The sequence below is a fragment of the Pseudomonas sp. LBUM920 genome (assembly GCF_003852315.1).
Classification (GTDB): domain Bacteria; phylum Pseudomonadota; class Gammaproteobacteria; order Pseudomonadales; family Pseudomonadaceae; genus Aquipseudomonas.
The window spans coordinates 2,170,921-2,193,145 of the sequence record NZ_CP027762.1 but is presented as its reverse complement, the minus strand read 5'-3'; the positions used below and the strand labels follow the sequence as shown (position 1 = coordinate 2,193,145).

The following is a 22,225-nucleotide window of genomic DNA, read 5'->3' as shown; positions in this document are numbered from 1 at the left end:
ATGACCGATCGGGAATAGTCAGATGAAGCATCGTTGGATTCAGATGGATATCGCCAAGGGCATCGGCATCCTGGTGATCGTGTTTGCCCACAGTTGGTTCGTCGCCACCTCGCCGGACCTGCTGTATCCGATCCTCGCTTCGTTCATCCTGCCGTTGTTCTTTTTCCTGTCCGGCGTGTTCTTCAAACCCGAGCAACCGTTCGTGGAGATGGCGGTGCGCAAGGCTGACGGGCTGCTCAAGCCGTTTTTCTTCACCATGCTGGTGTACGTCATCGTGCGCGCCCTGCTGCGCGGCCAGCCGCTGCTGCCGGATATTGGCGGCGTGCTGTATGCCTCGGTGGACACCATTCCGTGGCAGGCCATGTGGTTTCTGCCGCACTTCTGGGTGGCGATTCTGTTCAGTTGGGTGATGCTGCGGTTGATCCAGCGCCTGAAGCTGTCGTTGTGGGTGACCTGCGTGCTGATCACGGCGCAGCTGCTTCTCGGAATTTGGCTGCTGCCAGTGTTCTGGCAATTGCCGGTGACGCTCGGCGGTCACAACTGGGTGTTGCCGGGGCTGCCGTTCAGCCTGGATATCACCTTGATCAGCAGCACCTACTTCATCGCCGGCTACCTGGCACGCGATTGGTTGCGTACACATTCGGGATCGTGGCTGACATGCCTGGTCTCAATCCTGTTATTTGCCGCGGTGTTCATTGCTACCTGGGACACCATGGACCTGGCGCAACGTCGCTACGACAGCTGGCTGTGGACCAGCGTGCTGGCGGTGATCGGCGTGTACGCATGCTGGGCACTGGCGCGGGTAATGATGGTGTCGGCACCGCTGACCCGGGCGATGACCTATATCGGTCAGTCGACCCTGATCCTGTTGATCTTCCATGGCGAAATCCAGCACAAGACTGTCGACCTGCTCGAACGCCTGGGCCTGCATTCGTTTCTGGCGGCGTGTGTGGGCCTGGTGGTGGCGGTGGTGGTGCCGTTGATGATCGGGGAAGTGATCAAGCGGGTGGCGTTCCTGCGGTTTTTCTACTTTCCGTTTCCGGTGCGCAAAGCCGTCAAACCTTCAGAAAACCATTAAACCCCTGTGGGAGGGGGTTTGCTCGCGATAGCGGTGGGTCATTCAAAAGTGTTTTGACTGACATTCCGTCATCGCGGGCAAGCCCGCTCCCACAGGGGTTATGTAGGTTCAATCATCAAGCTGTGGCGCGGCGGCCTTGCTGCCGGCTTTTGCGGGCTTGGCCGCTTTTGCGCCTTTGGCGGGCGCGGCGTGTTCTGGCTCGGCAGGCGCGGCGAGTTCTTTTTCAGCCATGGGCATCTGGTCGATGGCGCTGAAGAATTCCTTCAGGTCGAGGGTATCCGGTGGCACGGTTTTTTCGAGTTTCTTCTCGCCGTCCTTGCCGAACAAAATCACTTTGGTGCCACTGCCGGCGCCTAGCTTGAGGGCACGGATCAGCGCGTTGGTTTCAGGCGGCGTGAGCTTTTTGTTGTCCTTGGCGTCCTTGGCAAATTTCTCGCCTTCGGCACCGATGCTGCCGAACTTCACGGTGTAGAACACCATGCTGCGCTCTTCAAAGGACTGCTTGTTGGCAGGCTCATCCAACTGTTTTTTCAGGTTCGCCAATGCTTCGTTACCGGAGTCAAGTTCCACCACCACCAGCGGACGCGACTTGCCCAAGTCCTGCTTGAGCGGGTTGATATCATCCGCGGCCAACAGCGGCCCCGTAAAAGCCATCAAGGTAGCCAGGGTCAGCGACCGGATGAGCATGCGCACCTCCTTTGAATTCCATGCAGGGTTCTTGAGTTTCATGTCTGCGACAGTCAATTTCAAGGATGATTCCTACACCTCGTTAAGAAGCGTAGGTCAGGAAGCCTGCTACGCAAGGGGTTGGGCGCGCGCTACGGTGATTGTTTCTTCTGATTGCGGAAACATCAAGAGACGCCCCATTCCGGCCAATGCCTCGCAAACACGGGCGCCACGACAGGGTCGGCATCCACCTGCGCCAACGCCTGCGCAAAGCTGGGCGCCAGGTTGCTCAACACCTCGCGCGCCGCGTCCCAACGCGACACGGCTGCGGCCATGATGCCCAGTGCATTCGGCACCTGATTGGGGGCGAACAGCTGGTCGGCGAACTGCTGGGCGAACACCACCCACGCATGGTGCAGATAGCGCCGCGTGCCGGTGGTCAATTGCGTCTGCGCCGCTTCATCCGCGTTGCCCAGCCAGCGTTGCGGGTAGTCAATGATGCCGATGGCCGAGTAGCAATTGGCAGCGATGTACACCAGGCCGCGCAGGATCTGTGCGCGGTTGCCGGCAAGCAGGTCCGAGGCGGGAAATTCCAGGCCCAGGTGGATCAGGATGGCGGCGCTTTCGGTCAGCACCTGGCCATCAGGCGTGACCAGCGTAGGGATTTGTTTGAGCGGGTTGATGCGCGCGAGGGCTTCACTGCCCTCGCCATCTGCCCAGGAACTGGCGTCGATGCGACGCCACGGCACCGCGCAACGTTGCAGGGCGATTTCGATCATGCAGGAGCCGGACTCATCAATGCCGTAAAGCGTGTACATGGGCGTTTCCTCCTTAGCGCAGCAATTTGGCCTGCAAGTTGGCCTTCACCTGCGGCCATTCCGAATCGATGATGCTGAAGCGTACCGAGTTGCGCTTGCGCCCGTCGGGCATGATGCGTTCGTGGCGCACGATGCCTTCTTGTACGGCACCGAGGCGCAGGATCGCGGCACGGGATTTTTCGTTGAGTTCGTCGGTGGTGAATTGCACACGCACGCAGTCGAGGACTTCGAAGGCGTAGGTCAGCAGCAACAGTTTGGCTTCGGTGTTGATCGCAGATTTTTGCGTCGATTGCGCCAACCAGGTGTGGCCGATTTCCAGTTTGCGATTGGCCCGGTCGACCTTCCAGAATCGTGTGCTGCCGACCACTTCACCCGTGCTTTTGCGCACGATGGTGAAAGGAATCACACTGCCCGCATCGCGCCCGGCCAAGGCGGTGTCGATGTACGTCTCGACGGTGTCCGGGCCGGGCACGTTAGTGACTTTCAGGTTCCACAGCTCGCCGTCGGCGGCGGCGTCGAGCAAGGCACTCGCGTGCTCTCGCTGCAAGGGTTGAAGTTCGACGTGAGTGCCGGTCAAGGTGATCTGGGTCATGAAAAGCTGCGCCGTCTGCGGGTGGTCGTCAGAGGCCAAGAGTGCAGGCTCTGATCCCATCCAGGCAAGCGTTTTAGAACAGGCCCATCTGCCCGCCGACCAGGGTGCCAAAATCATCGTTCACGAACGGCAGAATCGCGTCGGCCACCGGCTGCAATTGCCGCGTGACGTAGTGGTCGTAGTCGATTGGCGCCTGCCGCACTTCGAGCGGTTCCGGGCCGTTGACGCTGATCACGTAGCTGATCCAACCGCCGCGCTGGTACTGGCGCGGGCGTCCCAGGCGGTCGTTGTATTCATCTGCCAGGCGGGCGGCGCGCACATGCGGGGGGACGTTGCGCTCGTAGTCGTCCAACTGGCGGCGCAGCCGTTTGCGGTAGATCAGCAGGTCGTCGAGTTCGCCGCTCAGGGTACGGCGCACGTACTCACGCACGTAGTCCTGATGGGGCTGGCGGTGGAAGATGCGCTGGTAAAGCTCCTGCTGAAATTGCCGGGCCAGCGGTGACCAGTCGCTGCGCACGGTTTCGAGGCCTTTGTAGACCATGTCTTCGCGGCCATCGGCGTGCACGACCAGGCCGGCGTAACGCTTTTTGCTGCCCTCCTCCGCGCCGCGGATGGTCGGCATGAGGAAGCGGCTGAAGTGGGTTTCGTATTGCAGTTCCAAGACGCTTTGCAGGCCGTATTCGCTGTGCAAATGCGCACGCCACCAGTCGTTGACGTGCTGCACCAATTGCCGACCGATGCGGCTGGCGTCGTCCGCAGAATGCGCGCTGCCGAGCCAGACGAAGGTGGAGTCGGTGTCGCCGTAGATCACTTCATAGCCCTTGGCCTCAACCAGTTCGCGGGTCTGGCGCATGATCTGGTGCCCGCGCATCGTGATCGAGGACGCCAGGCGCGTGTCGAAGAAGCGGCACCCGCTGGAGCCGAGCACACCGTAGAAGGCGTTCATGATGATTTTCAGCGCCTGGGACAGCGGCGCGTTGTGCTCGCGTTTGGCCGCTTCACGGCCTTCGGAGACACGCGTGACGATGGCGGGCAGGCAGTGCCGGGTACGCGAGAACCGCGCGCCGCGAAAGCCTTCCACCGACTCGCTCGCTTCGGGGTGCTTGAGGCCTTCGATCAGGCCCACCGGGTCAATGAGAAAGCTGCGGATGATCGACGGGTAAAGGCTTTTGTAGTCGAGAACCAACACCGATTCATACAGGCCGGGACGCGAGTCCATGACAAAACCGCCGGGGCTGGCCTGTGGTGGCTTGTCGCCCAGGTTCGGCGCGACGAAGCCCTGGCGGTGCATCAGCGGCATGTACAGGTGGGTAAACGCGGCGACCGAACCGCCGTTGCGGTCGGCCGGCAGTCCGGTGACGCTGGCCCGCTCCAGCAGGAACTTGAGCAACTCGGTCTTCTCGAAAATGCGCGTGACCAGCTCGCAGTCCTTGAGGTTGTAGCGCGCAAGCGCAGGCTTGTCTTCGGCAAACATCCGGTTGATTTCGTCCATGCGCTGGTACGGCGTGGAGATGTCCTTGCCTTCGCCGAGCAGGGTTTGCGCGACGTTTTCCAGGCTGAAGGATTCAAAGCTCCAGGTGGCCGAACGCAGGGCTTCAATGCCGTCGATAATCAACCGCCCCGCTGCCGCCGCGAAGTAGTGATTGCGGCTGCCGTGTTCGCGCCAGGCCATGGCTTCGCCGCCACGGCCAAGCAGCAGCGGCACGTTGAGGCGCTGGGCATGTTCGTGGAGCACGCGCAGGTCGAACTGCACCACGTTCCAGCCGATGATCGCATCGGGATCGTGGGTGGCGAGCCATTGGTTGAGGCGCTCGAGCAGTTGCGCGCGGGTGTCGCAATAGTCGAGCTTGAAGTCCACCGCGTCGGTTTTATTCGGCGGGCCGAGCATGTACACCTGGCGCTCGCCGCAGCCTTCTAGGGCGATGGAATAAAGATCGCCCTGGGCAGTGGTCTCGATGTCCAGGGACACCAGTTTCAGCGGCGGGCGGTAGTCGGGGTCGGGTTTCATCTGCGCGTCGATCAGCACGTCGTTGGCGTCTGGTGTGCCGCCGAACCACACGGGAGCGGTGATGAAGCGCTCCATCATGTAGCGCTCGGGCGGGCGAACGTCGCCTTCGTAGACATCGACACCGGCGGCGCGCAGGCGTTTTTCCAGGTCCATCAGCTGGCGGTGTTGGCGCGTGTAGAGGCCCAACACCGGGCGGTGATGGAAATCACACAGCTGCAGCGGGCGCAGTTCGATATCGCGCTCGCCCTTGAGCAACCAATCGAGCTGTTTGCGATAGGCCTCGGGGATAAACATCACCGAGGTTTGCACGGGTAGGCGCACGCACCGAGGGCCTTGGTCGGTGGCCAGCCAGAAACTGACCTCCGTACCCGCCGCCGTGTCGCGCCAATGCCGGGTCAGGACAAAACCCTGCTGTAAATCCACCGTGCCGCACCTCAGGAATCGCTTTCAGGGCGTGATTCTACTCGGCATCCGCGTAAACGCGGCACGTTAACGCGCACGCAGACCGCAATCTCATAAATTTGTTGCAGAACATTAATAACAATCACTATCATTCGCACCGGAGTCGTATCCGCGCAGCGAGGACGCGCAACGTTGTTGCCCTTTTCCTCACATTGACGGTTCGCCGTCAGGATCGACCATGCCCTCCCGTACCCGACTTCGTGTGCCGTTTCGCCCTACCCTGCTCGCCCTTTGCTGCTCCGCGAGCCTTGCTGCTCATGCTGCAGCCCCAGTCACCCCGCAGGATGCGAATAACCATCAGGACGGCAACACACTGGAACTGGGTGCCACCAACATCAACGCCGACGCGCCCGCGCCAAACGCGTTACCGCCGGTTTACGCCGGTGGCCAGGTTGCACGCGGCGGGCAACTGGGTGTGCTGGGCAACCAGGACATCATGGACGTGCCATTCAGCATGTCCTCCTACACCGAGAAATTGATTCGCGACCAGCAGGCGCAAACCGTCGGCGATGTGCTGCTCAACGACTCGTCGGTGCGTCAGGCATCGGGCTATGCGAACCAGGCCCAGGCTTTTGTGATTCGCGGCCTGCCGCTCAATGGCGACGACATTTCCTTCAACGGTTTGTACGGCATCCTGCCGCGCCAGATCATGTCCACCGACGCCCTGGAACGGGTTGAAGTGTTCAAGGGGCCCAACGCGTTCATCAACGGTGTAACGCCCGGCGGCTCCGGCATTGGCGGTGGCGTGAACCTGCAGCCCAAGCGCGCCGAAGATGTACCGTTGCGCCGTTTCAGCACCGACATCAGCAGTGATGGCCGAGTGGGTGAACACCTCGACATCGGCCAGCGCTTTGGCGAGGACAACCGCTTTGGTGCGCGGGTAAACCTGTCCCAGCGTGAAGGCGATACGGCCGTTGACGACGAGAACCAGCGCTCGAAACTGTTCTCGGTCGGCCTGGATTACCGCGGTGATGCGTTGCGCCTGTCGGGTGACTTTGTTTATCAGAAGCAGCAAGTGAACGGCGGGCGCAATACGGTGTTGCTCGGCAGTGGCCTGACCCACATCCCCAACGCCCCGTCTGCCGACACCAACTACGCGCCGAACTGGGGCACCACCAGCCTCGAAGACACGTTCGGCATGTTGCGGGGCGAGTACGACCTCAACGACAACTGGACCGCCTACATTGCCGGCGGTGCCAAGCACACCAACGAACTGGGGCGCTACTCGTCGGTCACCCTGAACGACGCGTTGGGGAATGCCACGGTCAGCGGCTCGAACATCGCGCACCAAGAAGACAACACCAGCCTGATGGCCGGCCTGAACGGCAAGTTCCAGACCGGCGCTGTCAGCCACAAGTTGAACCTGGGCCTGACCGGCATCTGGACCCAGACCCGCAACGCCTTCGACTTTGCCGCCGGCAGCCAGCCAACCAATATCTACAATCCGGCCGACGTGTCTGCACCGGCCAAAGGCGGTTTCACTTCCGGCAGCGACCTGAACGCCCCAGGCATCACCGCCAAGACCTTCGCCCGCAGCGCAGCGGTGTCGGACACCTTCGGCTTTATGGATGACCGCCTGCTGTTCACGGCAGGTCTGCGCCGCCAGGAACTGGTGGTTCAAGGCTATGCGTACGGCACCGGCACGCGCACTGCCAATTACGCCAAGGGCATCACCACACCGGTGTATGGCTTGGTGTTCAAGCCTTGGGACCATGTGTCGCTGTATGCCAACCACATTGAAGGCCTGGCGTCGGGGCCGACCGCTCCGAGCACGTTTGGCAGCGCCACCAGCGTGACCAACGCCAACCAGACCTTCGCACCGGCCCGCTCGAAACAGACCGAAGCGGGCGTCAAGGTTGATATGGGCACCTACGGAGCGACACTGGGCGTGTACCGCATTGAACAGCCGACTCAAGGTTACTCCCAGCTGAATGCGGACGGCACCGCCACCTATGTCTTCCAGGGCGAGCAAGTCAACAAGGGCGTTGAGCTGAACGTCTTCGGTGAACCGGTCAGCGGCCTGCGCCTGCTGGGCGGCGCGACGATTATTCACACCGAGGTCAACGGCACGGCAAACGGCGCCAACGACGGCAACCGCGCCATTGGTGTGCCGTCGTTCCAGCTCAACGCCGGGGTGGAGTGGGATGTGCCGGGCCTGCAAGGCGTAAGCGTCAACGGCCGGATGCTGCGCACCGGCGGCCAGTACGCCGATGCAGCGAACAACCTGAGCCTGCCGGCCTGGAATCGCTTCGATGTGGGTGCGCGCTACAACTTCAAAGTGGCTCAGCGCGATGTGACGTTGGGCGCGACCGTGGAGAACGTGGCCAATACCAAGTATTGGGAATCTGCGCTGGGTGGCTATTTGACCCAGGGCGATCCGCGGGTGGCGAAGCTGTCGGCGACGGTGGATTTCTAATTTCATAACCCTACCGCCTGATTGCCAGCGCATTTGATGATTAAAATGTGCTGGCAATATCAAATGGCTATATAAGAAAATAGCGCGATTCAAGAAAAGGAATTCGCGCATGTCGTTCGTACCCCGCCGTCTCGCCCTGCATATTTCGCTGATTGTTTCCGGTGCGTGGCTCTCCGACACCAGCCACGCACAAGTCCTGATTGATAAGCCAACCACAGCAGCCCAAACCATCGGCAGTGGCTACTTTTTTGATACCAGCCTGGCAGTGACCAAAACGGGCACTATCAACAGTGCCGCAACCGCCGTCCACATACGGCAAAACCTTCCTGTCGGGCAGCGAAACGTATTCATCAGTAATGATGGCGCGATCACTGGCGGTGATAAATTCGATGCGATCAACCTTGGCTCCGGGAACACTGTACACATCGAAAATAGAGGCGTGATCTCGGGAGGTCGCCATGGTATTTCGGGCGATCAGTTCTATGCGCTGAATAACTCGGGCACCCTCATCGGACGTAACGGCGCGGGCGTCTCCATTGCCGGCGATGGCAACGTTTACAATTACGGCACAATCACCGGTGGCCAAGATGGCCAGCAGAAGAACGTCGACGGTGATGGCGTGCGGATTGGTGGCATCGCCAGCATCTACAACCCCGGTGATATTCGAGCCAACGGTGCCAGCGGCGTAGACAACAACGGTCGGGCCAATACCAGCGACGGCGTGTCGATTGGCGGTGGGTATATGTTCAACGGGGGGACCTACGACTTCGTTACCCCGCGCACCGGTTCGATAACCGGCGCCGACAACGGCCTGCTGGTCAGCGACGGTCATGACGGGCCGGCATCGGGCCCAACGGAACTGAGAAACTTCGTCGACCTGCGCGGGTTGAACGGATATGGCGCGCGATTCATCGGTGACTTCGACGATCACGTGTACAACGGCGCCCTGATCAGTGGCGGCAATGGTGTGGCCCTTGACCTGGGCGGTGGTAACGATACCTTGACGGTTCTCCGTGACGCCCGCTTTGAGGGTTTGGTTGACGGCGGGGCAGGCCATAACACAATGATTCTGGAAGGCTATAGATACTGGGGCTCGGAGCAAGAGCCCGACGGTACGATTGATGGGACGCGCAATTTCGATTCGCTGCAAGTCAATAGCGGCTACTGGGTGATCAAGGGCAACGGCGACTTCAAAGTAGGCGCGCTTGTAGCTTCTGGCGCACTTCTGAACAACCAGGGAAGTATTGCCGGCGATGTCATCGTCGATTTCGGCGCGAAATACCAAGGCCGAGGTTCGTTGAACAACCTTACCGTCAGTGGCGGGTTAATAACTGACACCGTCGTGGGTGCCCCACAGGTGAACGGCAACCTGGTCATGAACCCAGGTTCTACATTCGAGTTTGCTACCAACTCCGACGGCAGCGCTGCAACGACCCATGTCACCGGTAATGCGCGTCTCAATGGTGCCAGTTTGTGGCTTCGACCTGGCTCCTCGGGGATGAATTATCCATGGCGCAGCACTTACACGATCATTCAAGCGGGCAGTATTACGGGCACCTTCGATGAGTCCTACATGATGGGGTACGCTTTCCTGACGCCTATAATCAGCTACGATAGCAATAAGGTGAACCTTAGCTATACCCGCAACGACATTGAGTTCATCGATTATGCCCGTACCGCCAACGGTGCCCGTGCGGCGTACACCATCGAGGGAATCACCTGGAGCCACTGGAACAATTGGGACGGCTCATTTCCCTTACCCTCTTGGGAACCGAACCCGAACCCGCTGTACGACGCATTGCTGGGCACCTCCGAGGCCACCGCCAGCGCCGCCATCGAAGCGTTGGCCGGCAGCAGCAATGCCAACCTGGCCAGTGCCACACTGGCGGCCAGCGCCCAGGTCGGTACATCGATGCTGTCGGCCATGCGCCAGATGAGCAGCAGCTCAAGTTTGCTGGTCGGCCTTGATCCGTCACAAACCCCGGGGTTTGCAGCCACTGGCGTGCCCAACAACGCGCGCAACCTGAATGACCCGAACGCGCGCGGCCGCGTCTGGCTGCAAGGTATCGGCAGCTACGGCAAGCTTGACGGTCAGCACGGCACCGAGTCCTCACAGCAGCGTACGCAAGGCAGCCTGCTGGGCGTGGATTGGTCGTTGTCGCAGCTCTGGCGCCTGGGCGTATTGGGCGGTTACTCCAAGACCGACGTGGACAGCCACAACGTCGATAACGCCTTGCGCAGTTGGCACGTCGGTGCGTATGCCGTACGCCAGGATGGCCCACTCGCCCTGCGATTGGGCGCCGCGTATAGCCATCACTCAGGCAATAACAAGCGCACAATTGAGTTCGAAGGTTTCAGCGATCGCCCAAAGGGTGACTACGATGCCGACAGCCAACAAGCGTTTGCCGAAATAGGCTATGCCTTGGGCAGCGGCCGTTTCAGTGTCGAGCCATTCGTCAACCTGGGTTATCAACGCTATCACCGCGACAGTTTTGCCGAAAAAGGCGGAATAGCGTCGCTCCAAGTCGACGCACAAACGCTGGATAACTTCAGCAGCACAACGGGTATGCGCCTGGCTTATCTCAACCAGTTGGAGAATGGCGTCAGCCTGACTCCGCGAGCCAGCCTCGGCTGGCGTCACCTGTACGGCAATGTTGACAGCGAAGTGCGCCAAGCCTTTCAGGTCGGAGGCGACGCGTTCAATGTTGAAGGCAGCGCGCTGGATCGCAATAGCTTGATGGTTGAAGTGGGGCTGGATGTGGGCGTGTCTGCACGGCAGAGCTTGAGCCTCGGCTACAACGGCGAACTGGGCAGCAGCAGCCGCAACCATGCACTGGTCGGGCAATGGCAGATGAGTTTCTAAAAGCCGTAAACACCCACGTGGCCTTCAGTGAATTTGCGCATCGCTGACTCGCAACCAGACTGATGGCTTCAATGACATGGAAGTCCTATTAATGGATGTATCCTGCTCGCTGCGCCAAGAAGTGACCTTTACCGATACGCGGGCAATCACCACAACTCACGAAGGCTGACAGCGATGAACACGGGCATCATCAAGATGCCCGGTTGAGTCAGGCGCGACGCGCCTGGGCCAGATAGGTTTCGATGTTGTTCATTTGCTCATCCCAGCCACGGGAATTCATCTTGAAGGCCTTCTGGCGTCGGGCCTCGGGCACCGCGTCAAACCCGGATTCAACCACCCGCAGTAAAATGCCTGGCGCACGGTCTTCGATGGTGAACTCCACCAGAGTAGGCGTTTCACTGTCGTAGTCGACACCCTCCTCGACCGCATAGGGATGCCACCAGAAGGAAAACAGGGTTTGTGGCAAGACCCGTTCGATTTTGGCCTTCCACACCACATGCTCATAGCCTGGGTAGGTAATGGGGGCTTCGAGGGTTTCCCCGGCAGCAAAGGTTTTGCCCTTCAGGGCAATACCGAACCAGTTGCCGAATTGCTCGGCATCTGTGAGGGCTTCCCACACCTGTTTACGTGGAGCGTTGAGCAGGACTTTTCGTTCGATGCGATCTAATACGTGCATAAGTCACCTCCTCCATTGACAGTAGGCGACATCGACCAATGCGCAACCTTGGCGTGTGCGCGCGATGACGATGACCCATCCTTGATCAGGTAATACGTTATGACTGACCCGTTGAATGGAAGTTGCTTCTGCAAAGCCGTGTGCTACCAAGTGGACAGCCTGGACATGCCCATCAGCCACTGCCACTGCGACAGCTGCCGCAAAGTGCATGCAGCAGCGTTCGTGGCCACGGCCGGGGTGATGCGCGAACATTTCCGTTGGACGCAGGGCGAAGCGCTGCTGTCATCGCTTGAATCGTCGCCGGGCAAATTCAGGCATTTCTGCTCGCGATGTGGCTCACATCTGATGGCGGAGCGTAAGCATCAGCCCCACGTGATTGTGCGAGTGGCGACGCTGGATGATGATCCGGGCGTGCGGCCCACCTCGCACATCTGGACGGCCCATGACGTGCCCTGGCTCGCCTATCAAGGTGTAGAGCACCGGGACGAGTGGAAGGTCTGAGTCAGACGTGCGGGTCACCCGGGGCTTTGGCCGGCGTCGCGTATTGCGGCTTGAGGTGGCCTTCCTGGTCGAGCAGCCAGGCATCCATGATTTGACGCACCACAGGGCCCGCCACACGGCCGCCGGCTTCACCGTTTTCGATCATTACCGAGATCACGATTTTCGGGTGTTCGGCCGGCGCGAAGCCGACAAACAAAGCGTTATCGCGATGGCGTTCCAGGGTCTTGTTGCGGTTGTAACGCTCGCCCTGTTTAATCGCGACCACTTGCGCGGTACCACTCTTGCCGGCAATGCGATACTGGGCGCCGACTGCCGCAGCCCGGGCGATACCGCGCGGGTCGTGCATCACCAGTTGCATGCCATGGTTGACCTGTTCCCAATCACGCGGGTCCTTGAGGACCACGTTGGGCATCGGGTTCTCATCCACCGGCGGCACGCCATTGATGGTCTTGGCCAGATGCGGCCGGTTCCATACGCCTTTGTTGGCAATCAAGGCAGTGGCCTGGGCCAGCTGCAATGGCGTGACTTGCATGTAGCCCTGGCCGATGCCGAGAATCACCGTTTCACCCGGGAACCACGGCTGGCGTCGTGTCGCACGTTTCCAGGCCTGGGAAGGCATCAGGCCGGCTGACTCTTCGAACATGTCGAGAGAGACTTTCTGTCCCAGCCCGAATTCGGCCAAATAATCGTGCAGACGGTCGATGCCCAGCTTGTGGGCAAGGTCGTAAAAGTAGGTGTCGTTAGAGCGCATGATCGCCGCGTCCATGTCCACCCAGCCGTCGCCGCTGTGGTTCCAGTTGCGGTATTTGTGGTCAAAGTCGGGCAACTGGTAGTAACCAGGGTCGAACACGCGGGTTTGTGCGGTAACCACGCCACTGTCGAGACCGGCGATGGCCACTTCCGGTTTGATGGTCGAACCGGGCGCATAAAGCCCGCGCAGCACACGGTTGAACAGCGGCCGATCAATGGAGTCGTGCAGCGCCGCATACTCCTTGAAGCTGATGCCGGTCACGAACAGATTAGGGTCAAAGCTCGGCTTACTGACCATCGCCAGTACTTCGCCCGTTTGCGGATCGAGGGCGACAACCGAACCACGGCGATCGCCCAAGGCTTCTTCCGCCGCTTCCTGAAGTTTGACGTCGAGGCTCAGAACGATGTTTTTGCCGGGGATCGGGTCGGTGTGCTTGAGCACGCGCAGTACGCGGCCCTGCGCATTGGTCTCGACCTCTTCATAGCCGACATGGCCGTGCAATTCGGACTCGTAGAACCGCTCGATACCGGTCTTGCCGATGGACTGCGTACCTCGGTACTCCACCGAATCAAGGGCCTTGGATTCTTTTTCATTGATTCGGCCCACGTAACCAATCGAGTGAGCAAAATGCGCGCCCAGCGGGTAATGACGGACAAATTGCGGCTCGACATCCACGCCAGGCAAACGGAATTCGTTAACGGCCAGTACGGCGATCTGTTCTTCAGTCAATTCGTAAAACAGCGTCACGGGCACAAAAGGATGACGAGCCTGCTTCAGCGCCTTGTCGAACACCGCACGGTCTTCGGCGGGCAGGTGCAGCAGGTTGACGATGGCATCCAGCTCACCCTTGAGGTCGGTTGTGCGTTCACGGGTAATCGTCAGGTTGTAGCTGGGACGGTTGTCGGCCAAAACCACGCCGTTGCGGTCATAGATCAACCCGCGCGTGGGCGTAATCGGCAGCACATGGACCCGGTTGTTTTCGGAAATAGTGGAGTGGTAGTCGTACTGCACCACTTGCAGGAAATACATGCGGCCCACCAGGGCGCAGGTGATGCCGATGACCAATAACGCACAGGCAAGCAGGCGCTTGTTGACCAGACGGTTTTCTTTTTCGTGATCCTTGATCGGTATCGGTTCAGGCATTTCTACAGCATCTCGTTGAAGAAGGTCGACGCCGCGTCCTGCGGATGAAAAATCAATCCTTGTGAAAATGTGCTGCACCATACCAAAAATGCAGAAACACTTTGCATCGATTTCCCCAACGGCATGCTGTTTTGTCAGGAGAGCACGGATTTAGGCTCCAGAAAGGCCTCCAATCCGAAGGTGCCGTACTCGCGACCTATGCCTGATTGTTTGAAGCCGCCAAAGGGTGCACGCGGCTCGTGGGCCAGGGTATTGATCAACACGCGACCGGCGTCGATACGGGAGGCCAGTGCGTGCGCCCTTTGCAGGTCTGAGGACAGAATGTAAGCCTGGAGGCCGTAGGGCGTATCGTTGGCGATTGTCAGCGCTTGCTCCTCGTCATCGTAGGGGATGATCGACAGAACAGGCCCGAAGATCTCCTCACGAGCGATGGTCATCTGGTTGGTAACGCGACTGAAGACGGTGGGCCTGATGAACCAGCCGGCGTCGATGCCATCAGGCAAGCCGGGGCCACCCGCCAATAAGTAAGCGCCCTCCTCAATGCCGATCTGAATGTATCGCTGCACCCGCTGCCACTGCTTGACGCTGACCATAGGACCGATGCGGGTGGCAGGATCATTAGGGTCGCCGGCCCGGATACCGGCGACCTGCTCGGTTACCAGCGCTTCTACTTCAGCCAAGCGTTGGGCGGGCACAAGCATGCGGGTGCCGGCAATGCACGCCTGGCCGCTGTTCATGAACCCGGCGTGAAGCGCCATCGGTATAGCCGTTTTCAGGTCCGCATCTTCGAGGATCAATACCGGCGACTTCCCGCCTAATTCCAGCGTGATGCGCTTCAGCGTTTCAGCGCCTGCGCGCAGGATCTGTTTGCCTACAGCGGTAGAGCCGGTGAATGAGACTTTGGCTATATCCGGATGTGTACTCAATACAGCACCGACGGTTTCACCACGGCCGGTAACAATGTTGAACACTCCAGGCGGCAGGCCCACCTCATGAAGGGCGCGTGTAACGATTGAGGTCTGGGTGGCGCTCATTTCACTCGGTTTGATCACGGCAGTGCAGCCAGCGGCCAATGCAGCAGCGAGTTTGCCGCAGATGAAGCCGGCGTTGCTGTTCCAGGGCGTTATCAGTGCGGCCACACCGATGGGCTGCATCGTCACCTCTGCGATACCCAGGTGCTGAGTGAAATCGTAGTCCTCCAGCACGGTCGCGGCGTCAAGCAAGACGCTGGCGGCATGCTTGGCCATCCAAGATGCACGGGATACCGGGGCGCCATATTCCTCGATGATTGCCTCGGTCAGCTCTGCTTCTACGCAAACAATGGCGGCGTGCATACGCTTGAGATAGTCGACACGCACGGCTTTTGTGGTGCGCGAAAACTCGGTGAACGCCTGCTTTGCCGCGCTGACGGCATTCATAGCGTCGCGTTCGTCTGCCAGGCGAACCTGACCAATGCGTTGGGCATTGGCGGGGTTGAACAGGTCAAAAAGCTCCTCACCGTGAGGCGTTACAAATTGGCCATTGATATAGATCTGGTGGATCTGATGCATGGGAATCTCCGAAGTCACCGAATTGGTATGCCTCACGGTAAGCCACTATCATTGACCTGATAATCCGTATAAATCGGGATGATTTGATGAGTAACTCAGGACAATGAACACCTCAGGATTGAACGAATTGGAGGCGGTGCTGGCAGTCGCCCGACATCGCAGCTTTCGCGCAGCGGCGACGGAACTGAATGTCTCGACATCAGCGCTGAGCCATTCAATCGCTGCACTTGAGGCACGGATGGGCGTTCGCTTGTTCAACCGTACGACACGCAGCGTGTCACTGTCGGAAATCGGTGCGGAGTTTGTCAGCACCATTACGCCAGCCCTTTCGACTATTCGCGTGGCGCTTGAACAAGCGGGAAATAGCCAGTCGGCACCGAGTGGCACCTTGCGGCTTAATACCTCAGCAGGCGCCGCCAAGCAGGTGATGCCGTTATTGCTGGAGTACATGCGGCGCTATCCGCAGATGAAGCTGGATATCGTCACTGAAGGTCGACTGGTCGACATTGTGGCTCAAGGGTTCGATGCAGGTATCCGTCTTGGCGACAGCGTCCCACAAGACATGATCGCCGTCGATATCAGCCCACCTCAGCGATTTGCCGTACTGGGCAGCCCAGCCTATTTTGCCAGCCACCCTACCCCTTTAAGCCCGCTGGACCTGAGCGCCCATGAATGCATTCGCAGCCGCATGCCGAGCGGCTCGATCTATCGCTGGGAGTTTGAGCGTCACGGCGAGTCCATTGCCGTAGATGTAAACGGTGCGTTGACGCTGGACAATCCGACATTAATGCTTCAAGCAGCCAGAGCGGGGATGGGATTGACCTATTTGACAGAGTGGAATGCTGCTGCAGACCTGGCTACGGGGGCGCTGATACGCGTGCTTGAAGAGTGGACACCAACGTTCGACTCGTTGCGTCTCTACTACCCTGGAAGGCGGCATGTACCGGCCGGCTTGAGGGCGCTGATTGAGCTGATCAAGGAGCAAGGGTTCTGATACACAAGTTCTGTATCAGCTAGCACGCGTTATGGTCGACGCCCATTGGCAGCACGCTTGTACTTGCACTTTTCGACCGCCCAAAACAAAGCCCCTGTTTGCGTTAGCAAACAGGGGCTTTGGAATTTAATCTTGACGATGACCTACTCTCACATGGGGAAACCCCACACTACCATCGGCGATGCATCGTTTCACTGCTGAGTTCGGGATGGGATCAGGTGGTTCCAATGCTCTATGGTCGTCAAGAAATTCGGGTACTGAGTCGTGACCTGATGGCCTCGCTTCAGCAAATTGGGTATGTGACAGCTTTCGGTGTTTTGTGAGATTCGAACTTTCGGTTCATTTCGTCTTCACACACCGCAATCTGGTCTCTTTGCTTTTCAGCGCAGAGCATGCAAATTGCTTGGGTGTTATATGGTCAAGCCTCACGGGCAATTAGTATTGGTTAGCTCAACGCCTCACAGCGCTTACACACCCAACCTATCAACGTCGTAGTCTTCGACGGCCCTTCAGGGAACTCAAGGTTCCAGTGAGATCTCATCTTGAGGCTAGTTTCCCGCTTAGATGCTTTCAGCGGTTATCTATTCCGAACATAGCTACCCGGCAATGCCACTGGCGTGACAACCGGAACACCAGAGGTTCGTCCACTCCGGTCCTCTCGTACTAGGAGCAGCCCCTCTCAAATCTCAAACGTCCACGGCAGATAGGGACCGAACTGTCTCACGACGTTCTAAACCCAGCTCGCGTACCACTTTAAATGGCGAACAGCCATACCCTTGGGACCGGCTTCAGCCCCAGGATGTGATGAGCCGACATCGAGGTGCCAAACACCGCCGTCGATATGAACTCTTGGGCGGTATCAGCCTGTTATCCCCGGAGTACCTTTTATCCGTTGAGCGATGGCCCTTCCATACAGAACCACCGGATCACTAAGACCTACTTTCGTACCTGCTCGACGTGTCTGTCTCGCAGTCAAGCGCGCTTTTGCCTTTATACTCTACGACCGATTTCCGACCGGTCTGAGCGCACCTTCGTACTCCTCCGTTACTCTTTAGGAGGAGACCGCCCCAGTCAAACTACCCACCATACACTGTCCTCGATCCGGATAACGGACCTGAGTTAGAACCTCAAAGTTGCCAGGGTGGTATTTCAAGGTTGGCTCCACGCAGACTGGCGTCCACGCTTCAAAGCCTCCCACCTATCCTACACAAGCAAATTCAAAGTCCAGTGCAAAGCTATAGTAAAGGTTCACGGGGTCTTTCCGTCTAGCCGCGGATACACTGCATCTTCACAGCGATTTCAATTTCACTGAGTCTCGGGTGGAGACAGCGCCGCCATCGTTACGCCATTCGTGCAGGTCGGAACTTACCCGACAAGGAATTTCGCTACCTTAGGACCGTTATAGTTACGGCCGCCGTTTACCGGGGCTTCGATCAAGAGCTTCGCGTTAGCTAACCCCATCAATTAACCTTCCGGCACCGGGCAGGCGTCACACCCTATACGTCCACTTTCGTGTTTGCAGAGTGCTGTGTTTTTAATAAACAGTCGCAGCGGCCTGGTATCTTCGACCGGCATGAGCTTACGGAGCAAGTCCTTCACCCTCACCGGCGCACCTTCTCCCGAAGTTACGGTGCCATTTTGCCTAGTTCCTTCACCCGAGTTCTCTCAAGCGCCTTGGTATTCTCTACCCAACCACCTGTGTCGGTTTGGGGTACGGTTCCTGGTTACCTGAAGCTTAGAAGCTTTTCTTGGAAGCATGGCATCAACCACTTCGTTAACTAAAAGTTAACTCGTCATCAGCTCTCGGCCTTAGAATCCCGGATTTACCTAAGATTCCAGCCTACCACCTTAAACTTGGACAACCAACGCCAAGCTGGCCTAGCCTTCTCCGTCCCTCCATCGCAATAACCAGAAGTACAGGAATATTAACCTGTTTTCCATCGACTACGCTTTTCAGCCTCGCCTTAGGGACCGACTAACCCTGCGTCGATTAACGTTGCGCAGGAAACCTTGGTCTTTCGGCGTGGGTGTTTTTCACACCCATTGTCGTTACTCATGTCAGCATTCGCACTTCTGATACCTCCAGCAAGCTTCTCAACTCACCTTCACAGGCTTACAGAACGCTCCTCTACCGCATCACTTACGTGATACCCGTAGCTTCGGTGTATGGTTTGAGCCCCGTTACATCTTCCGCGCAGGCCGACTCGACTAGTGAGCTATTACGCTTTCTTTAAAGGGTGGCTGCTTCTAAGCCAACCTCCTAGCTGTCTAAGCCTTCCCACATCGTTTCCCACTTAACCATAACTTTGGGACCTTAGCTGACGGTCTGGGTTGTTTCCCTTTTCACGACGGACGTTAGCACCCGCCGTGTGTCTCCCATGCTCGGCACTTGTAGGTATTCGGAGTTTGCATCGGTTTGGTAAGTCGGGATGACCCCCTAGCCGAAACAGTGCTCTACCCCCTACAGTGATACATGAGGCGCTACCTAAATAGCTTTCGAGGAGAACCAGCTATCTCCGAGCTTGATTAGCCTTTCACTCCGATCCACAGGTCATCCGCTAACTTTTCAACGGTAGTCGGTTCGGTCCTCCAGTTAGTGTTACCCAACCTTCAACCTGCCCATGGATAGATCGCCCGGTTTCGGGTCTATTCCCAGCGACTAGACGCCCTATTAAGACTCGCTTTCGCTACGCCTCCCCTATTCGGTTAAGCTCGCCACTGAAAATAAGTCGCTGACCCATTATACAAAAGGTACGCAGTCACAGAACAAAGTCTGCTCCCACTGCTTGTACGCATACGGTTTCAGGATCTATTTCACTCCCCTCTCCGGGGTTCTTTTCGCCTTTCCCTCACGGTACTAGTTCACTATCGGTCAGTCAGTAGTATTTAGCCTTGGAGGATGGTCCCCCCATATTCAGACAAAGTTTCTCGTGCTCCGTCCTACTCGATTTCATGACTAAGAGATTTTCGCGTACAGGGCTATCACCCACTATGGCCGCACTTTCCAGAGCGTTCCGCTAATCTCAAAGCCACTTAAGGGCTAGTCCCCGTTCGCTCGCCACTACTAAGGGAATCTCGGTTGATTTCTTTTCCTCAGGGTACTTAGATGTTTCAGTTCCCCTGGTTCGCCCCTTACACCTATGTATTCAGTGTAAGGTAACCATCTTATGATGGCTGGGTTCCCCCATTCAGACATCTCCGGATCAAAGTCTGTTTGCCGACTCCCCGAAGCTTTTCGCAGGCTACCACGTCTTTCATCGCCTCTGACTGCCAAGGCATCCACCGTATGCGCTTCTTCACTTGACCATATAACCCCAAGCAATCTGGTTATACTGTGAAGACAACATTCGCCGAAAATTCGATAATACTCAATTACGAGTAACTCACAAATTTTACCTTAGCCTGATCCGTTACCAGTGAAAGTAACGTTCAGTCTATCTTTCTATCACATACCCAAATTTTTAAAGAACGATCTAATCAAAGACTAGAAATCAACATTCACCATCACCTTGATGGAATGCTCATTTCTAAGCTTTCATAACTTTCAGAAGCAGTAGTGGTGGAGCCAAACGGGATCGAACCGTTGACCTCCTGCGTGCAAGGCAGGCGCTCTCCCAGCTGAGCTATGGCCCCGTATTTCTACAGGCGTTTCCCACACAAAATTGGTGGGTCTGGGCAGATTCGAACTGCCGACCTCACCCTTATCAGGGGTGCGCTTTAACCAACTGAGCTACAGACCCAATTTCGGGCTGCTTCTTATCGTCTTCTTCAATGAATCAAGCAATTCGTGTGGGAACTTATGGAGCAGCTGATGTCGTCGATTAAGGAGGTGATCCAGCCGCAGGTTCCCCTACGGCTACCTTGTTACGACTTCACCCCAGTCATGAATCACACCGTGGTAACCGTCCTCCCGAAGGTTAGACTAGCTACTTCTGGTGCAACCCACTCCCATGGTGTGACGGGCGGTGTGTACAAGGCCCGGGAACGTATTCACCGCGACATTCTGATTCGCGATTACTAGCGATTCCGACTTCACGCAGTCGAGTTGCAGACTGCGATCCGGACTACGATCGGTTTTGTGGGATTAGCTCCACCTCGCGGCTTGGCAACCCTCTGTACCGACCATTGTAGCACGTGTGTAGCCCAGGCCGTAAGGGCCATGATGACTTGACGTCATCCCCACCTTCCTCCGGTTTGTCACCGGCAGTCTCCTTAGAGTGCCCACCATTACGTGCTGGTAACTAAGGACAAGGGTTGCGCTCGTTACGGGACTTAACCCAACATCTCACGACACGAGCTGACGACAGCCATGCAGCACCTGTCTCAATGTTCCCGAAGGCACCAATCTATCTCTAGAAAGTTCATTGGATGTCAAGGCCTGGTAAGGTTCTTCGCGTTGCTTCGAATTAAACCACATGCTCCACCGCTTGTGCGGGCCCCCGTCAATTCATTTGAGTTTTAACCTTGCGGCCGTACTCCCCAGGCGGTCAACTTAATGCGTTAGCTGCGCCACTAAAAGCTCAAGGCTTCCAACGGCTAGTTGACATCGTTTACGGCGTGGACTACCAGGGTATCTAATCCTGTTTGCTCCCCACGCTTTCGCACCTCAGTGTCAGTATTAGTCCAGGTGGTCGCCTTCGCCACTGGTGTTCCTTCCTATATCTACGCATTTCACCGCTACACAGGAAATTCCACCACCCTCTACCATACTCTAGTCAGTCAGTTTTGAATGCAGTTCCCAGGTTGAGCCCGGGGATTTCACATCCAACTTAACAAACCACCTACGCGCGCTTTACGCCCAGTAATTCCGATTAACGCTTGCACCCTCTGTATTACCGCGGCTGCTGGCACAGAGTTAGCCGGTGCTTATTCTGTCGGTAACGTCAAAACACTAACGTATTAGGTTAATGCCCTTCCTCCCAACTTAAAGTGCTTTACAATCCGAAGACCTTCTTCACACACGCGGCATGGCTGGATCAGGCTTTCGCCCATTGTCCAATATTCCCCACTGCTGCCTCCCGTAGGAGTCTGGACCGTGTCTCAGTTCCAGTGTGACTGATCATCCTCTCAGACCAGTTACGGATCGTCGCCTTGGTGAGCCATTACCTCACCAACTAGCTAATCCGACCTAGGCTCATCTGATAGCGCAAGGCCCGAAGGTCCCCTGCTTTCTCCCGTAGGACGTATGCGGTATTAGCGTCCGTTTCCGAACGTTATCCCCCACTACCAGGCAGATTCCTAGGCATTACTCACCCGTCCGCCGCTCTCAAGAGAAGCAAGCTTCTCTCTACCGCTCGACTTGCATGTGTTAGGCCTGCCGCCAGCGTTCAATCTGAGCCATGATCAAACTCTTCAGTTCAAACATCTTTGGGTTTTTAAGAAACCCTAAACTTGGCTCAGCAATCGTTGGTTACATCTTTGATTTCTCGCGGAGTAACTTGTGATGCTGATAATCTTGTTGACTATCAGTCTGACTCCACAAGCACCCACACGAATTGCTTGATTCAGTTGTTAAAGAGCGGTTGGTTAAGATCTTTCGTCTCAACCGAGGCGCGCATTCTACAGCAGCCTCACTTGCTGTCAAGTGATTATTTTCAGAAGTTTTCGAAGATTTCTTCAACAACTTCAACCACTTGCGCTTCCGATCTCTCGTTAGCGGGAGGCGAATTCTACAGCGTTACACGCTGCTGTCAACACCTCTTTTTCT

13 protein-coding genes, 2 tRNA genes and 3 rRNA genes are annotated in these 22,225 nt (G+C 57.4%); 5 read left to right on the top strand and 13 right to left on the bottom strand.

What is annotated here, in order from left to right:
- The first annotated feature begins 22 nt into the window (after positions 1 to 22).
- A complete protein-coding gene (locus C4J83_RS10240; RefSeq protein ID WP_106580032.1) occupies positions 23 to 1,078 on the top strand; it encodes an acyltransferase family protein in 1,056 nt (351 codons plus the stop codon).
- Between the two features lie 108 nt (positions 1,079 to 1,186).
- Here C4J83_RS10240 and C4J83_RS10235 read toward each other — a convergent pair whose 3' ends face one another.
- From C4J83_RS10235 to C4J83_RS10220, 4 genes are all read right to left on the bottom strand, one after another.
- On the bottom strand, positions 1,187 to 1,765 hold the full coding sequence (locus C4J83_RS10235; RefSeq protein ID WP_124416928.1) for a DUF4174 domain-containing protein: 579 nt from the start codon (positions 1,763 to 1,765) through the stop codon (positions 1,187 to 1,189).
- A gap of 164 nt (positions 1,766 to 1,929) precedes the next feature.
- On the bottom strand, positions 1,930 to 2,562 hold the full coding sequence (locus C4J83_RS10230; protein ID WP_106580030.1) for a glutathione S-transferase N-terminal domain-containing protein: 633 nt from the start codon (positions 2,560 to 2,562) through the stop codon (positions 1,930 to 1,932).
- Between the two features lie 13 nt (positions 2,563 to 2,575).
- Positions 2,576 to 3,154, bottom strand: coding sequence for a GNAT family N-acetyltransferase (locus C4J83_RS10225; protein WP_124416927.1), 579 nt, complete (start codon positions 3,152 to 3,154; stop codon positions 2,576 to 2,578).
- A gap of 73 nt (positions 3,155 to 3,227) precedes the next feature.
- Positions 3,228 to 5,585, bottom strand: a complete 2,358-nt coding sequence (locus C4J83_RS10220; protein ID WP_124416926.1) for a DNA polymerase II — start codon at positions 5,583 to 5,585, stop codon at positions 3,228 to 3,230.
- Positions 5,586 to 5,802: 217 nt separating this feature from the next.
- Between C4J83_RS10220 and C4J83_RS10215 the strand changes: the two genes are divergently transcribed.
- Positions 5,803 to 8,040, top strand: a complete 2,238-nt coding sequence (locus tag C4J83_RS10215) for a TonB-dependent receptor (protein WP_124416925.1) — start codon at positions 5,803 to 5,805, stop codon at positions 8,038 to 8,040.
- 67 nt (positions 8,041 to 8,107) lie between these two features.
- Here the strand turns inward: C4J83_RS10215 and C4J83_RS30675 are convergent, their stop codons facing one another.
- Positions 8,108 to 8,500 (bottom strand): hypothetical protein, encoded by a 393-nt coding sequence (locus C4J83_RS30675; RefSeq protein ID WP_256660656.1) that lies wholly within the window; start codon positions 8,498 to 8,500, stop codon positions 8,108 to 8,110.
- Here C4J83_RS30675 and C4J83_RS10210 point away from each other — a divergent pair.
- Positions 8,480 to 10,903, top strand: a complete 2,424-nt coding sequence (locus tag C4J83_RS10210; protein WP_256660655.1) for an autotransporter family protein — start codon at positions 8,480 to 8,482, stop codon at positions 10,901 to 10,903. The genes C4J83_RS30675 and C4J83_RS10210 overlap by 21 nt on opposite strands.
- A 208-nt stretch (positions 10,904 to 11,111) precedes the next feature.
- Here the strand turns inward: C4J83_RS10210 and C4J83_RS10205 are convergent, their stop codons facing one another.
- The gene (locus C4J83_RS10205) at positions 11,112 to 11,579 is read right to left on the bottom strand and encodes an SRPBCC family protein (protein WP_119739328.1); all 468 of its coding nucleotides are present in this window, start codon (positions 11,577 to 11,579) and stop codon (positions 11,112 to 11,114) included.
- Between the two features lie 99 nt (positions 11,580 to 11,678).
- Between C4J83_RS10205 and C4J83_RS10200 the strand changes: the two genes are divergently transcribed.
- Positions 11,679 to 12,080 carry a GFA family protein gene (locus C4J83_RS10200; RefSeq protein WP_124416923.1) on the top strand — a complete coding sequence of 134 codons (402 nt, stop codon included), beginning with the start codon at positions 11,679 to 11,681 and terminating at the stop codon, positions 12,078 to 12,080.
- Position 12,081: 1 nt separating this feature from the next.
- Here the strand turns inward: C4J83_RS10200 and mrdA are convergent, their stop codons facing one another.
- Together mrdA and C4J83_RS10190 are read right to left on the bottom strand one after the other, a co-directional pair.
- Positions 12,082 to 13,974, bottom strand: a complete 1,893-nt coding sequence (mrdA, locus tag C4J83_RS10195; protein WP_106580023.1) for a penicillin-binding protein 2 — start codon at positions 13,972 to 13,974, stop codon at positions 12,082 to 12,084.
- 134 nt (positions 13,975 to 14,108) lie between these two features.
- Complete coding sequence (locus C4J83_RS10190) at positions 14,109 to 15,524, bottom strand: aldehyde dehydrogenase family protein (RefSeq protein WP_124416922.1); 1,416 nt, start codon at positions 15,522 to 15,524, stop codon at positions 14,109 to 14,111.
- A 103-nt stretch (positions 15,525 to 15,627) separates the two neighbouring features.
- Between C4J83_RS10190 and C4J83_RS10185 the strand changes: the two genes are divergently transcribed.
- The gene (locus C4J83_RS10185) at positions 15,628 to 16,518 is read left to right on the top strand and encodes a LysR family transcriptional regulator (protein WP_124416921.1); all 891 of its coding nucleotides are present in this window, start codon (positions 15,628 to 15,630) and stop codon (positions 16,516 to 16,518) included.
- 130 nt (positions 16,519 to 16,648) lie between these two features.
- On the opposite strand, the gene rrf is transcribed toward C4J83_RS10185, so the two are convergent.
- The 5 genes from rrf to C4J83_RS10160 all read right to left on the bottom strand — a co-directional run bounded on the left by rrf (position 16,649) and on the right by C4J83_RS10160 (position 21,877).
- Positions 16,649 to 16,764, bottom strand: a 5S ribosomal RNA gene (gene rrf / locus C4J83_RS10180).
- 168 nt (positions 16,765 to 16,932) lie between these two features.
- A 23S ribosomal RNA gene (locus C4J83_RS10175) occupies positions 16,933 to 19,824 on the bottom strand.
- A gap of 251 nt (positions 19,825 to 20,075) precedes the next feature.
- Positions 20,076 to 20,151 (bottom strand) — tRNA-Ala (locus C4J83_RS10170).
- Positions 20,152 to 20,181: 30 nt separating this feature from the next.
- Positions 20,182 to 20,258, bottom strand: a tRNA-Ile gene (locus tag C4J83_RS10165).
- 82 nt (positions 20,259 to 20,340) lie between these two features.
- A 16S ribosomal RNA gene (locus C4J83_RS10160) occupies positions 20,341 to 21,877 on the bottom strand.
- The 16S, 23S and 5S rRNA genes sit together here with 2 tRNA genes alongside, the layout of an rRNA operon.
- Positions 21,878 to 22,225 lie beyond the last annotated feature (348 nt).